Raw genomic sequence first — 15,097 nt, 5'->3', positions numbered from 1 at the left:
TTTATTTGTATGGTTTTAGAAAAAAATCTTCAATCATTATTGAATTCACTGATAACTACTATTTTATAATAAATTTTTAATAATCTAAGTATGAGCAATAAACGCGTTTATACCTTTGGTAACGGACAAGCTGAAGGTAAAGCTGATATGAAAAATCTGCTCGGAGGTAAAGGTGCTAACCTTGCTGAAATGAACCTAATTGGTGTTCCAGTTCCTGCCGGTTTTACAATCACAACTGAAGTTTGTACAGAGTACAACTTGAAAGGTAAAGAAGCTGTTGTTGAATTAATGAAAGCTGAAGTAGAGGCTGGAGTAGCAGCTACCGAAAAAGTAATGAATGCAAAATTCGGTTCTACCGGTGAGGCTTTCCCATTGTTATTATCTGTTCGTTCTGGTGCTCGCGCTTCTATGCCTGGTATGATGAACACAGTTCTAAACCTTGGTATGAACGATGATGCAGTAAAAATCATCGCTGAAAAATCAGGTAACGAGAAATTCGCATATGACTCATACCGTCGCTTCATCCACATGTATGGTGATGTTGTAATGGGTGTTGAGGCTGAAGAAGGTCAGCACAACCCATTCGAGGTAGTACTAGATGAGTTAAAAGAATCAAAAGGATATAAATTAGATACTGAATTAACAGTTGAAGACCTTAAAGCTTTGGTTGAAGGTTACAAGGCTGTTGTTCGTGCGCATGCTGGTGTTGACTTCCCAACAAATCCTTGGGATCAGCTATGGGGTGCTGTATGTGCAGTATTTGATTCATGGAACACTGAGCGTGCTATTCTTTACCGTCGTATGGAGCAAATTCCTGACGAGTGGGGTACTGCTGTAAACGTTCAGGCAATGGTATATGGTAACATGGGCGAAACTTCTGCTACTGGCGTATGTTTCTCTCGTGATGCTGCAACTGGTGAAGACCAATTCAACGGTGAGTACTTAATCAATGCTCAGGGTGAAGACGTTGTAGCTGGTGTTCGTACACCTCTTGAAATTACAACTATCGGTTCTAAGCGTTGGGCAGAGCGCAACGGTACTTCTGAAGAAGATCGTAAAGCTAACTTCCTTTCAATGGAAGAGGCTATGCCTGAGTTATATGCTGAGTTGGATGCTGTACAGCAAAAATTAGAAGATCACTACAGCGATATGCAAGATATGGAGTTCACCATTCAGGATGGTAAACTTTGGATGTTGCAAACACGTGCTGGTAAGCGTACTGGTGCAGCTATGGTAAAAATGGCTGTTGACATGTTGGCTGAAGGTATGATCGACGAAAAAACAGCTATCCTTCGTCAGGAAGCAAACAAATTAGACGAGTTATTACACCCTGTATTTGACACAGCTGCAATCGCTTCTGCAAAAGAACTTTCTAAAGGTCTTCCTGCTTCTCCGGGTGCTGCTACTGGTCAGATTGTATTCTCTGCTGAGGCTGCTGAAGAGTGGGCTGCTGACGGTAAAAAGGTAATCCTTGTACGTCGCGAAACATCTCCAGAAGATTTAAAAGGTATGTACGCTGCCGAGGGTATCTTAACTGAGCGTGGTGGTATGACTTCACACGCAGCTGTTGTTGCTCGTGGTATGGGTAAATGTTGTATCTCTTCTGCTGCAGGTTTAACTGTTTCAGGTACTTCAATGACTATCGATGGTGTTGAGTACAAAGAGGGTGATTTTATCTCATTAAATGGTACTACTGGTATTGTATACGAGGGTAAAGTAGCTACAATTACTCCTTCATTAGATGGTGACTTTGGTAAAGTAATGGAATTAGCTGAAAAGAACACACGTATGTATGTTCGTACGAATGCTGATTCTCCTGCCGATGCGCAAACAGCTCGCGAATTTGGAGCTAAAGGTATTGGTCTTTGTCGTACTGAGCACATGTTCTTCGAAGGTGACCGTATCTGGAAGATGCGCGAAATGATCTTAGCTGAAACAGTTGAAGGTCGTGAAGAAGCATTAGCTAAGTTATTACCTATCCAGCGCGAAGATTTCTATGGTATCTTAAAAGCGATGGACGGATATGGAGTAACAGTTCGTTTATTAGATCCTCCATTGCATGAGTTTACGCCTAACGATTTAGAGTCGCAAAAAGAGATGGCTGAGAAATTAGGTGTTGATGTGAAGGTTGTTACTGAAAAAGTAGAAGGTCTTCACGAATTTAACCCAATGTTAGGTCACCGTGGTTGTCGTTTAGGTAACACTTATCCTGAAATTACAGTGATGCAGGCTCGTGCTATCATCGAAGCGGCTTGTGACCTTAAGAAAGAAGGATTAGATCCTAAGCCGGAAATTATGGTTCCGTTAATTGGAACAGTTAAAGAGCTTAAGATGCAGGAAGAGTTGATTCGTTCAACTGCAACTAAAGTAATGGAAGAAAAAGGAATTAATGTTGACTACTTAGTAGGTACAATGATTGAAATTCCTCGAGCAGCATTAACTGCTGACGAAGTAGCTGAAGTAGCTGAATTCTTCTCATTCGGTACTAACGATTTAACGCAGATGACTTTCGGATACTCTCGTGATGATGCTGGTAAATTCTTACCTATCTATATTGAGAAAGGTATCTTGAAGCAAGATCCATTCCAGGCACTTGACCAAACAGGTGTTGGCCAGTTAGTGGAAATGGGTTGTGAGAAAGGTCGTTCAGCTCGTCCTGAGTTGAAATTAGGTATCTGTGGTGAGCATGGTGGTGAGCCTTCTTCAGTTGAGTTCTGTCACCGTACAGGTTTGGATTACGTTTCATGTTCTCCATTCCGTGTGCCTATCGCGCGCTTAGCAGCTGCTCAGGCGAACCTTCGTTAATCGATTATTACGAAACTAAATATGAAAGCCGTTCCATTTTGGAGCGGCTTTTTTTGATTAATTATGAATCAAATGATTAGAAAGTAGACTTCAGAAGATAAAAAACTGACAATGTCAAGAGTGTGCTTTTATTTTTATCTTAATATATTGGTCTGGATTCAAGTGTTATTACTATTAGATTAATCTATAGTTTTGAGCTATGAATCAGGGAATATCACACAAAGTCTAACTCAAATATCGTTATTATGACCAGAATAAATCAAAAACATTTTTTGTATTGGATATTGCCATTAGCCATATTAATTCCTTTAATAACCATGTATTTCTCAGGTGTAAAATGGGCTATGGAGTTAGTTTGTCCTACAGTTAATTGGGAACTTGGGATTGTTGAGAACCTTCAATTGTTAGTATTGCTGCTTATTTTTATCATCGGTTTAATCGGTATCAAGCGACGAAAGGTTCGTATTGAGAAGGCGGCTATGGTATTGCTGTCGATTTTTACAGCTTTCGTTTTTCTTGAAGAGATGGACTATGGGTTGCACTATGTGCAGTATTTTACGGGGGAGTCAAATACATTGTTTAGAGATGTAACTGGTGCAAAAAACCTTCACAATTTAGGAAATAATGCCCGTTTGTTTAAGCGACCTTTTTATCCTTTAATGGCCATGTTATTTATTGTTGGGCCATTAGTTGTACACAAAATAAAATCGCCAATGATTCGCTTTTTTATTCCTCACAAAATTATTATTGCAACAGCGATTATTACTGTGTTTTCATATTTAGTTCCAAGGCTGCTTGTTGATTGGCATATTTTTCCTGATGGTGGATTTAAAAAGAATATTGGTGAGTTTTCGGAACTTATGATGTATTACATATTCTTCTTGTATCTAAAAGAATTAATCTTTGAAAAAGAATCGTTTCTAAAACCCAAAGGAACTGTTGTGACTTCATAATGTTCAGAATGACGCTTCATTTTGTAAAGGCATATTTTTTAGATTACACTTCAATTCGTAAATGGAATAGTTAACTTTGTCCAAAACATAGAATTTGGGACGTATATTAGCAATTGATTATGGGCGAAAAAAAAGTGGGTTAGCTGTAACTGATCCATTAAAGATTATTGCCAACGGATTAGACACTGTGCTATCGCACGAATTGTATGACTACCTTGTAAAATACATGAATAATGAAGATGTTGAATGTATTGTAATAGGTTATCCTACTCAAAATTCAGGACAAGAATCTGAGTCGATGAAATACATAAAGCCCTTTGTTAACCGTCTTAAAAAGAATTTTCCACAAATGCCTATCGAATGGGTTGATGAGCGTTTTACATCAAAACTGGCTTTTCAAGCGATGATTGATGGTGGCTTAAAGAAAAAAGCTCGTCAGGATAAAGCCTTAGTTGATAAGGTGAGCGCAACAATTATTCTGCAAACCTATATGGAACAAAATAGATAGAATGGTTCTACCTGTTGCTGTATATGGACATCCGATTCTTAGAAAAGTTGCTCAAAAAGTAGATCGCCTTTATCCGAATCTAGATAGTATAATTAGGGATTTGTGGGCAACTATGTACCGTACCGATGGTATAGGGTTGGCAGCGCCACAAGTAGCTAAAAGTATACGTGTTTTCGTTATTGATGCAGATGTTTACAAAGATGAGTATCCTGAATTGAGAGGCTTTAAGAGAGTTTTTATAAACCCAACCTTAGAGCCACTCAAAGGCCCTAATGAATGGATGACAGAAGGATGTTTAAGTGTTCCTGCTATTAATAAGCGTGTTAAGCGTCCAATGCGTATACAGCTTTCTTATCAGGATGAAAACTTTAATTCAGTTAAAGAGGTATTTGAAGGGATGACAGCAAGAATAATTCAGCACGAATACGATCATCTAGAAGGCCGGTTATTTATCGACCACCTCCATCCGTTTAAGCGCTTATTGCTTAAAAGTAAACTAAGAGCCTTAAGTTCAGGCCAATTAAATGTTGGTTATAAGGTGATTGATAATTATTAATTACTTTGATTTAGATATTATATTATCTATTATTTTGCCTTTTCTCATTAATAAATAATCGTTTACCATATTTTTTAGCACGTTAGTGTAAAGATCCCACATTTCGTTTTGTTTTCTCATAAATTGATTCTTTAAATCATCCTAAAATTATTTGCTATGAGAAAGTTTTACTTAGACAAGAAGGGGTATCTTATACTCGTTTGTGTAATGTTGATTGGGTTAATAAATGCCCAGGAACGTGTTTATGTAACAACCAATGGAAGTGTGTTTTCAAATGTTGCAGCTCATGACTCATGGGCAAATGCAACAGCTGATTTATCATCGGCTATAAATGCTGTTGCTGATGCAGGGGGTGGTGAAGTTTGGGTTGGTGCAGGAACGTATCATCCAACTGAAAGCTATTATGATGTTGATATTACAGATCCAAGTTATGATGCGGTATTAGCTGCTCGTAGTGTAAGTTTTATAATGCGCAATGGAGTATCTATTATTGGGGGGTTTAATGGAGAAGATAATCCAGATGATAGAACTGATTATGATTATGGAGAGGATAATGCCACTAGGTTAAGCGGAGATATAGGGGTTGTAGATGATGTAAGTGATAACGCATTCCATGTTGTATATGGAAAAGATAATACTGATAATACAGCAGTGTTATCCGATGTAATTGTTGTTGATGGATATGCTAATGGTGTTGGACGTAATTCGCGTGGAGGGGGTATTCAAACTAGAAATGGAGGTACTTATAATAATCTTACTATTGTAGATAATACTGCCAATAGAGGTGCGGGAGCATATGCTTATCGTGGTGGTGTGTTTAATAATTGTTTGTTCTGGTATAATACGGCGAGAGAGTATAACGGAGACGATGCAATTGGGGGTGGTATATATATTCATCTAGATGGTTCAAGATTGGAAAATTGTTTCTTTAATAATAATCGAAGCTTAGATGCTGGAGGTGCAATTGGGAGCTCATCAGGTGAAATAGTTGATTGTATAATGATTAATAATCAATGTAATACAAAAGGAGGTGCAATTTATAGTTTTTTTGATGATGATGGAGGTGAAAATACAAATGGTGGTATTTACAAAAACTGTTTGATTGCCAATAATACTGCCTGGGTGGATGGCGGTGGTATATTTGCAGATGCAGCAGGTATCTGGATTAATTGTCATGTGGTAAATAACCTTTCTCAAAGTGTTGCAGGAGGTATTTATTCGGAGACAGGGGCATTTTTCACTAATATGGTTATATGGGGCAACCATTGTGACGGCAGTCCCACTGATGAAGTACACCTTTCTGGGGGAGGTATTTATACGAATAGTGCAATAGGTAATTTAGAAGATTTAACAGTTGGTACAGATTTGGTAAGTCTTAATCTTACAAATGCTGAAGTTGGAGGACCTAATTTTATTTCGCCCTCAATTGTTAAGGGGCGAGGAGATTCTTCCTCAGAAAGAAATGAAAACCAGGAAGCTAACTGGCAACATACAATTGGTAGTGCTTTAACAGATATGGGAACTACTGACATTTCAAGTCTGGAATTGGGCGACAATGATCTCGCTAATAACGATCGTGTTATTCAGGACAGAATTGATATTGGAGCTTATGAGCTACCTTATTATAGAACTACAATTTCATCAACAGGTAATGGTTCAGTATCAGAAGTCGGACCTATTGATATTGAACCGGGGGGTGCAATCAATTTAGATCTGACACCAGATATTAACCATCAGATTTATACTTTTACAGTAAATGGAGAAGATAGATTAGCTGATTTAGTGGAAGATGCAGGAGTATATTCATTTACAGATAATGATGTTCAGAACAATTTAGATATTGTTATTGAGTTTATTTCATTAACAGCCTATGAAATAGATGTTTCAGGTGATGTAGGTGGGGATGTTTCACCTGAGGGTATAACAACTGTTTATGAGGGGCTTGATTTTAGCATGACATTAGATCCTTCAAATGGTTATGGACTTAGAAGTGTTTTAGTAGATGATGTTGAGCAAATTGATAATGTAGTAGATAATGGAAATGGCACATATTCATTTGAATTATTAGATATTGATAATGATCATACAATTACTGTTGATTTTGCATTAATACATACCATTACGATAAATCTTTCAGATGGAGGTTCTGCTAATTATAGTGGTTCTGTTGAAATTATGGAAGGTAACATATTAGAATTGGAGATGTCGAGACTAGAGGGATATAAGTTAAGATCATTTTTAAGAGATTTAGTCGAATTATATAATAATGTAACCAATAATGGCGATGGTACTTATACTTATACTATTTCGGATGTAACTGAAGATATGACTTACAGCGCTACATTTGAATTGTATCATAGTGTAACAGTTAGTTCTACAACTGGAGGTACTGTTAGCAATGTTGGTGTAAATGAAGTGTTTGAAAATGATGATCTACCAATTGAAATAGAGCCTGAGCTAGGGTATAAGTTTACAGCTATAACACTAGGAGGGATTGATGTTATGGGGGATGTAACCAATAATGGTAATGATACATATTCCTATAATGTTATTGGCTTAACAGCAGATATTGATCTTGATGTAGTTTTTACCAAATTCGAAGTGGTGAATATTACCTCTGGAGCTGGTGGAAGTGTTTCACCAACAGGTGCTCATGATATTTTAGAGGGAGAAGAGCTTGCTGTGTTGATAACCCCAGATGCAGGTTATAAATTTACTGGTATAACCCTCGATGCTATTGATGTTATGGGAGATGTAACTGATAATGGTAATGATACTTATTATTATGCCGTCAATGGCTTAACAACGGGTGTTGAGCTTGAAGTAGTCTTTACCAAATTCGAAGTGGTGAATATTACCTCTGGAGCTGGTGGAAGTGTTTCACCAACAGGTGCTCATGATATTTTAGAGGGAGAAGAACTTGCCGTATTGATAACCCCAGATGCAGGTTGTAAATTTACTGGTATAACCCTCGATGCTGTTGATGTTATGGGTGATGTAACTGATAATGGTAATGATACATATTCTTATAGCGTCAATGGCTTAACAACGGGTGTTGAGCTTGAAGTAGTCTTTACCAAATTCGAAGTGGTGACTATTACCTCTGGAGCTGGTGGAAGTGTTTCACCAACAGGTGCTCATGATATTTTAGAAGGTGAAGAACTTACCGTATTGATAACGCCTGATGTTGGTTTTAAATTTACTGGTTTAACCCTCGATGCTGTTGATGTTATGGGTGATGTAACTGATATTGGTAATGATACATATTCTTATAGCGTCAATGGCTTAACAACAGATGTTGAGCTTGAAGTAGTCTTTACCAAATTCGATGTGGTGACTATTACCTATGGAGCTGGAGGAACTGTTAGTCCAACAGGTACTCATGATGTATTGGAGGGAGAAGAACTTGACGTATTAATCACGCCCGCTGCTGGTTATGCAGTAGCGAGTATAACAATTGATGGTGTTGATGATTTGGCTGCTATGGTTGATAATAATGATGACACTTTTTCTTACAAAGTGCAGAATCTGACGGGTAGTGTAAATATGGATGTTCAATTTTCATTATCTACAAGTTTTAAAACAAATGAAGGACAACGTATTCTATTCTATCCAAATCCAGCTGATAGTGAAATAATGAGTGATGGTGAGTTGACTGAGATTCGCATTTTTGATGCAACAGGTAATCTGGTAAAATCAATTGTTGATGGCGGTTTGGCTAAGCGAATAGCTGTGAGTGACCTTTCCAACGGCGTTTACTTTATTAGCTACACCTCAAAGACAGGAGTAAAAGGTGTTCAAAAGCTTATGATTAAACATTAAACACTAAAATAACGACCTAGAATCAACGGGAGTATAATACTCCCGTTGTTTTTGTAAGCCGATTATTGTAATCTTATGTAAGCATATGACATGTTAGTGAAGAATTATCTAGGGTTAGTAAAATAAAAGGCTCATTCACACGAAATGTTTATAAATTAGTAAAAAGCGTAATTAATAAAGATTTATATGCGTCAAATCTATCCCTTTGTTCTGTTCATTATAAGTTTCGTGGCTTGCGTTCCTCAAAAGGAAGTGATTTATTTTCAAGATGACATTGAAGATAAATACATTGATACAGAATATAATATAGCCAAAAATAGACAAATTATTCAGCCTTTTGATGAGGTGTATATTGAAGTTATAAGTACAGATAGGGAAGGCACTAACTTTTTGCAGCAGCAACAACGAGGTGGCATATATAATACAACAACTCCCGAAGGATTGTCAATCATTTCATATAGGGTGGATGAGTATGGAAATGTTAATTTACCGGTTGTAGGTAAAGTGAAGCTTTCTGGAAAAAGTATAGAAGAAGCTGCTGATTATATGGAAAAACAGTTGGAGGACTATTTATATCAGCCTTCGGTTAAAATCAATTTTGTCAATAAGAGTATTACGCTTGTTGGATATGTAAGTCGACCAGGTCGGTATTATTATTCAAGTGATCATATAAACATATTTCAGGCACTGGGAATGGCTGGTGATATACAAGAATTTGGTAATAGAACAGAGGTCGTTATAGTTAGAGAAGACGAAAACAATACAACAAAAGCAGTCGTAGATTTGACCACTGAGAAAATATTTGACTCGCCATACTATTATTTGAGGTCAAATGATATAGTATATATTAAACCACTAAAAAAGAGAAGATGGGGCTTTGACTCTTTCCCATATGCTTTGCTAATGTCTTCGATAACAACTTTAATTTTGGTAATGGAATATGTAAAGAATTAATATGAGCACAGATACAGAACAAATAAATGATTTAAAGGGCATTGTAAGTAAACTTACTAAATACTGGAAACTCTACATGGTATCTGTAATTATTGCCATTTGTATTGGAGTTGTTTACAATAAGTTTTCTGAGCCTCTGGTTAATATTATATCAAATGTTATTGTGCATGAAGATGGCCGACATAGCGTTAATCCAGCTAGTTTTATGCCTGGTTCAGAGTTGTTTAGTGGAAGGAATACTTTTCAGAATAGTTTAATATCACTAAATGCAAGACCTTTATTGGAAAAGGTACTTAACAAACTTAACTTTAGTGTGTTTTATTACCAAAAGAAATTATTATACGATCAAAACATTTACACTTCTTCACCTTTCCTGGTTATTTTGGATCGTAACTATCTACAGTTGACAGGAGTTCAGATGCATATAGAAATTTTGTCAAAAGATTTGTATACACTTACAGTCGAAGTTGATGAGGCACCTCTTCATAACTTTATATCAGGCAGAAATGAACAGGAAGTTTTAGATTGGGAATACAAGCACACTTATCGCTTTGGTGATCCTGTTGAAAATGAGAATTTTAATTTTACGATTCTTTTAAAAGATGGCGTTAATGTTGATAAAATCACAGGTGAAAACTTTTATTTTGTTGCACGTAGTAACAGGCAATTAATTAATGATTATAAGGATAACTTATTAATTGAAGCTACACAGGTTGATGCTACAGCTATCAATATTAGTTTGGTAGCAAATAATTATCAGCAAGGAAAAGATTTTTTAGATAAATATGTTGAGACTATCATTGAACATGACTTGCAACGAAAAAATCATATTGCCTTTTCTACAATCGATTTTATCGATGAACAACTTGCAGATGTTTTTGATTCTCTGAGCCTAGCAGAACAATCATTACAAGACTTTAAAACGCGCAGACAGGTTGTTGATGTGAACCTTAAAGCGGGGCAAATCTATGAGAATTTACAATTGATCAATGTTGAAAAAGATCAAATGGAGGCGCATATAAATAACCTTGAGTTTTTAAATGAGAATTTCCAAAATGATGAAGATTTTACAGCGCATTCTGTTACAGTTATCAGCGATCTTAATAATCAAGTGCTAAATGATCTTTTGAATGAGTATATTAATTTAATTGGACGAGTAAATCATTTGTTGGAAAACCGTCAGGCAAAAAGCCCTCAATTGCGAGAATTGAATTTTCAGATTAATAACCTGAAGAATACCATTTTAGTAAATTTACAATATGAATTGGATGCATCGCGATTAGCACTTCAACAAGTTGAGCAAAAATTAAGAACTCTAAATTCTGAACTTAACAGTTTGCCAGAGACACAGCGTAACCTTATTAGTTTTGAACGAAACTTTAGGTTGAATGATGAGATCTATACATTTCTTATTCAGAAGCGTTCAGAAGCACAAATCGCAAAGGCATCTAATTTGCCTGATTACGAGATTATTGACTATCCAGCATATGAGGGGATGAAAGCTCCGAAAGAAGCTAGAAATATTGTTTTAATGATTTTTCTTGGTCTTCTAATACCAACGGTTTACATGCTAATTCATGAAGCATTTTTTGAAAAAATCGCTGATATTGACGACTATCGACTTGGGTTTGAATCACCTGTTCTTGGACAGATTTATTTAAGTTCTAATGGTGAAAAAAGGTTGTTCGAAGAAGATAATAATCGACCTATTGCTGCAGAGGCATTCAGAAAACTGCGCACAAATCTTGGTTTTTGGACTTGGCAACATGAGAAAAAGGGACGAATTATATTATTTACGTCTACTATGCCAGGAGAAGGAAAAACATTTTGTTCTTACAACTTAGGTCATGCACTCGGAGCAATAGGAAAAAAGGTGGTAATACTAGATTTTGATTTGCGAAAAGGAGATTTAAGTCAAAACTATTTTGGAAATAGAGAGCATGGAATATCAGAGTATTTATCTTCTCAGGTAGCCTTGGATGATGTTATTGAAAAAAAACATGGAAGTAATGTTGACTATATTTCGACCGGTCCTTTGCCTCCTAATCCCTCTGAACTGGTAGAATCGGAAGAATGCAGAGATATGCTGTATGAGTTACGCAAGAAATATGATTATATCATTGCTGATACAGCACCAACATCAGTAACAGCAGAGAGTTTATCGTTAGGGTGTATGGCTGATTTGGTTTTGGTTGTTTTGAGAGTTAATTATACCTTAAAGAAAGAGTTCACTGAAGTGTTAAAAGAATTAGAAGATTCTTTAGGAAAAAAAGTTACGGTTTTGCTTAATGGAGTGAAGGCATCCAGAAATAGATATTACAATTATTCATCGTATTATTTAAAGCAGAACCAAAAGAAACATGTTTAAGATAACCAGCTACTTATATCTGTATTTTATAGCGCTGGCTTTTGCTCCTTTGATAGCTTTAGTAAGTTATCATACCATTGATATGGGATTTAATAAGCTATATGGTGCTACGGTAACCATTCTGGCTTTTATTTTGATGATACGAAAAGGGGTAAAATACTCTACTATTGATGTATTATTGGTTTTTGCATTAGGCGTTTACCTCTATAATTTGGGTTGGGATATTATTCTTAATCAAAGAACACTCGAACGAAAAGGATTTGTTCATGATTTCTTTGTAAATCCTTACTTTAACATTGTTGCTTTTATTTATGTTATAGATAATTATAAAATACCAGATACATTGATTCAACAAGTTCGTGTGATTTTAATTGGGGTGGTGGCGGTTGCTTGCGGTGTATCGGTTATTCAACTGATTGATGATCCTTTTTTTCTTACACCGAGTGAGGTTGTCGAATATACCCGTATGATGGGAGCATTAACAAATAGTTTTGAAATTCGACGAGTTTCTATTTTTGGTTATTTGGACAACCTGCAAGAAACAATATCATTTTTACCTATCGTTGCAATTGTTACGGCACATGCAATTAAGCGTAAGAAATACTATCTGCTTTTATTAGTAATGTTTGCCTTTATTGTTCCTTTTGGAAATAATTATCGATATGCCCAATTAGCATATTTTGTGGCTCTATTGCCTTTGATCGAAATCACAAAAAGTAAGGTGAAATCTATTCTAATTATATCAGGAGGTGTTGTTTTAGTGGGGGTTTTATTTGTCGGAGGTCTTTATCTTTCTGATTTTGATCTTGAAGCATATATAAGGGAACGTGTATTATCCGACTCGGCCTCTACACGTTTATTGGCTATTGAAATTTTTAATAAGTTTTTCTATCGAAATCCTTGGTTTGGTTCTGGAGTTCATCTTACTGACGAAGTTATTGCTGCTATCGCAGGACGAAGTTCTCAAATTCACGTCGGCTATTTAGCACATCTGTTTTCATATGGAATTGTAGGAAGTATAATTGCTTTTTCGTTTTGGTTGATGATCGCAAGACGCTTTTACAGAACTGCTGTTAGAACTCATTTTTGGGGAAGTTTAGCTGGTATACTAATATACTTATGGGCCAACGTTACCCAGGTGTATTATGAAATCTTTTGTTATGGATTAATGATGGCTTTTCTATTTGACAGGTATTACTATAATAAATGGATTAATGAGAATAATAAGCAAGTTAAAGAAGACAATCTCCAAATTACTGAATAAAGGTGATTCGCGTTTTGTACTTCTGAAAAAAAATGTCGCTGTTTCCTTTGTTTTTAAGGGGATTGGTTTGCTTATTGGTTATGTTCGCTTCCCCCTTACATTGTCATATTTAGGTAATGCTTGGTATGGAGTGTGGTTGACTATTGGTTCATTTACCGGGTGGTTAAGTTTTTTTAATATAGGTCTTGGCAATGGATTGAGAAACAAGCTTGCGGAAAGTCTGGCCAAAAAGAATATAGAGGAATCAAAGAAATATGTTAGTAGTACGTACTTTGTAATCTCATTAATTTCTCTTGGCATTTATTTAATCATCGTTCCAATTATATTTTGGGTGGATTGGAATAGCGTTTTCAATGTTAAAGATATCTCTCCTTCTATTTTAAAAGTATCATTATTCTCCTTTGTAACGTTTTTTTGCGTTAAGTTTATTTTGCGATTACTACGCACTGTTTTTGAGGCAGATCAGAAACCTGCTTTTAGTGATTTGGTAGACTTTCTGTCTAGTGTTTTATTCTTTATTGCTATAATTTTATTGATTAATTATGCAGAATCATCTTTGGTATATGTAGTCACTATCCATGGTGCATTGCCAGTGGTTTTGTTAATTGGTTTTTCATTGTATTATTACAATAATTCTTATAAATCAATTCGACCGTCATTAAAATTTGTTGATAGAAAATTATTAAAAGGCCTTGCAAATCTGGGAGTGAAATTTTTTATCATTCAAACTTCCGTATTAATTCTTTTTTCAACTGATAATATTATTATAACAAGAGTCCTTGGTCCAGAACAAGTTGTAGGTTATGCCGCTGCACGGAAATTTTTTGGAATTGTAGACATGGGATTTTCAATTGTATTAGTGCCTTTTTGGTCAGCTTTTACTGATGCCTATACAAAAGGTGAGATTAATTGGGTTAACCAATCAATTAAGCGACTTATAAAATTAGTATCATTAGTTGCAGCTGGACTTGTCGTCATGTTTATTGCATCTCCTTGGGTTTACAAAGTATGGTTGGGCGATAAAGTAGAAATATCGTGGCAATTATCACTATTTATGGCCGTATTTGTATTAATTAGAGCTTGGTCTAATGTGTTTATTTATTTCATTAATGGTGTAGGTAAGGTAAAACTTCAACTCTTAATATCAATTATAATTAGCATAGTAAATGTACCATTATCAATTATGCTTGCCAAAGAATTTGGAGTTGTAGGCGTAATAATAGCAACTGTAGCTTGCTTAATAATTGGCGTTTTTGTTTACCCTATCCAGTATTATAAAATTATCAGGAAAAAAGATAACGGGATTTGGGGGCAATAATATTATCAGTTTGAACTAATATAAAAATCACTAGTGTCCGGTAAAAAGTCACCGGGCAGTACATTTTGAAGAACCACCCGGTATGTCTACTTTTAGTTTACCACAACAAAAAAGTAAGACATGGGTAAAAGTACAAATTTTAGCGGACAGCCTATATTTAATCAGCTGTTAACGTTCATTGACAAGAGTGAGATTAGAAAAATAGCGAAAAAACACGGTAGTGAGCGGTATGTTAAAAAGTTTACCACTTATAATCATTTGGTTGTGATGTTGTTTGTAGCCTTAGAGGGATATAACTCGATACGAGAGGTAGTACTGGGTCTGTTGGCAAATGCTCATAAATTATCGCATTTGGGTTTAAGTTACATAGTTAAACGCAGTACATTTTCAGAAGCCAATAAGCGCCGGGATAGCAAGGTTTTCGAAGATATCTATATGGCGGTATACAAAAAGCATTCATCCAGTTTAGCGAACAGCCGACTAAAAGACAAAGAACTGAAGCGTTTGTATATCATGGATTCATCAACAATATCCCTGTTTAAAGACATT

General features: G+C 35.8%; 10 protein-coding genes. All 10 read left to right on the top strand.

The genetic code is table 11. From position 1 onward, the window contains the following. The first annotated feature begins 90 nt into the window (after nt 1–90). On the top strand, nt 91–2,805 hold the full coding sequence (gene ppdK, locus JIV24_RS17325) for a pyruvate, phosphate dikinase (protein WP_200466334.1): 2,715 nt from the start codon (nt 91–93) through the stop codon (nt 2,803–2,805). Between the two features lie 245 nt (nt 2,806–3,050). Beyond that, nucleotides 3,051–3,758: a hypothetical protein gene (locus JIV24_RS17320; protein ID WP_200466333.1), complete on the top strand. Its 708-nt coding sequence runs from the start codon at nt 3,051–3,053 to the stop codon at nt 3,756–3,758. Nucleotides 3,759–3,852: 94 nt separating this feature from the next. After that, on the top strand, nt 3,853–4,266 hold the full coding sequence (ruvX, locus tag JIV24_RS17315; protein WP_200466332.1) for a Holliday junction resolvase RuvX: 414 nt from the start codon (nt 3,853–3,855) through the stop codon (nt 4,264–4,266). Between the two features lies 1 nt (nt 4,267). After that, nucleotides 4,268–4,822 (top strand): peptide deformylase, encoded by a 555-nt coding sequence (gene def, locus JIV24_RS17310; RefSeq protein ID WP_200466331.1) that lies wholly within the window; start codon nt 4,268–4,270, stop codon nt 4,820–4,822. 156 nt (nt 4,823–4,978) lie between these two features. Then, a complete protein-coding gene (locus JIV24_RS17305; RefSeq protein WP_200466330.1) occupies nt 4,979–8,644 on the top strand; it encodes an InlB B-repeat-containing protein in 3,666 nt (1,221 codons plus the stop codon). A gap of 186 nt (nt 8,645–8,830) precedes the next feature. Beyond that, nucleotides 8,831–9,598: a polysaccharide biosynthesis/export family protein gene (locus JIV24_RS17300; RefSeq protein WP_200466329.1), complete on the top strand. Its 768-nt coding sequence runs from the start codon at nt 8,831–8,833 to the stop codon at nt 9,596–9,598. A 76-nt stretch (nt 9,599–9,674) separates the two neighbouring features. Further along, nucleotides 9,675–11,966: a GumC family protein gene (locus tag JIV24_RS17295; protein ID WP_200466328.1), complete on the top strand. Its 2,292-nt coding sequence runs from the start codon at nt 9,675–9,677 to the stop codon at nt 11,964–11,966. Between the two features lie 82 nt (nt 11,967–12,048). Continuing rightward, nucleotides 12,049–13,230: an O-antigen ligase family protein gene (locus JIV24_RS17290; RefSeq protein WP_200466327.1), complete on the top strand. Its 1,182-nt coding sequence runs from the start codon at nt 12,049–12,051 to the stop codon at nt 13,228–13,230. After that, the gene (locus JIV24_RS17285) at nt 13,181–14,548 is read left to right on the top strand and encodes a lipopolysaccharide biosynthesis protein (protein ID WP_200466326.1); all 1,368 of its coding nucleotides are present in this window, start codon (nt 13,181–13,183) and stop codon (nt 14,546–14,548) included. The genes JIV24_RS17290 and JIV24_RS17285 overlap by 50 nt, the downstream gene beginning before the upstream one ends. A 120-nt stretch (nt 14,549–14,668) precedes the next feature. Further along, the coding region (locus JIV24_RS17280) for a DUF4372 domain-containing protein (protein WP_200466325.1) at nt 14,669–15,097 on the top strand (429 nt) is incomplete at its 3' end.

Origin of the sequence: Carboxylicivirga marina, from assembly GCF_016612505.1 — a bacterium.
GTDB classification, from domain to species: domain Bacteria; phylum Bacteroidota; class Bacteroidia; order Bacteroidales; family Marinilabiliaceae; genus Carboxylicivirga; species Carboxylicivirga marina.
Note: the sequence above shows the minus strand (reverse complement) of the source record. Positions and strands in the feature narration are given on the sequence as shown.

Bases quoted from the DNA above. Each gene is read 5' to 3' on its own strand.
- ppdK (WP_200466334.1), top strand. From the start codon at position 91: ATGAGCAATAAACGCGTTTATACCTTTGGTAACGGACAAGCTGAAGGT.
- JIV24_RS17320 (WP_200466333.1), top strand. From the start codon at position 3,051: ATGACCAGAATAAATCAAAAACATTTTTTGTATTGGATATTGCCATTA.
- def (WP_200466331.1), top strand. From the start codon at position 4,268: ATGGTTCTACCTGTTGCTGTATATGGACATCCGATTCTTAGAAAAGTT.
- JIV24_RS17305 (WP_200466330.1), top strand. From the start codon at position 4,979: ATGAGAAAGTTTTACTTAGACAAGAAGGGGTATCTTATACTCGTTTGT.
- JIV24_RS17300 (WP_200466329.1), top strand. From the start codon at position 8,831: ATGCGTCAAATCTATCCCTTTGTTCTGTTCATTATAAGTTTCGTGGCT.
- JIV24_RS17295 (WP_200466328.1), top strand. From the start codon at position 9,675: ATGGTATCTGTAATTATTGCCATTTGTATTGGAGTTGTTTACAATAAG.
- JIV24_RS17290 (WP_200466327.1), top strand. From the start codon at position 12,049: ATGGGATTTAATAAGCTATATGGTGCTACGGTAACCATTCTGGCTTTT.
- JIV24_RS17285 (WP_200466326.1), top strand. From the start codon at position 13,181: ATGAGAATAATAAGCAAGTTAAAGAAGACAATCTCCAAATTACTGAAT.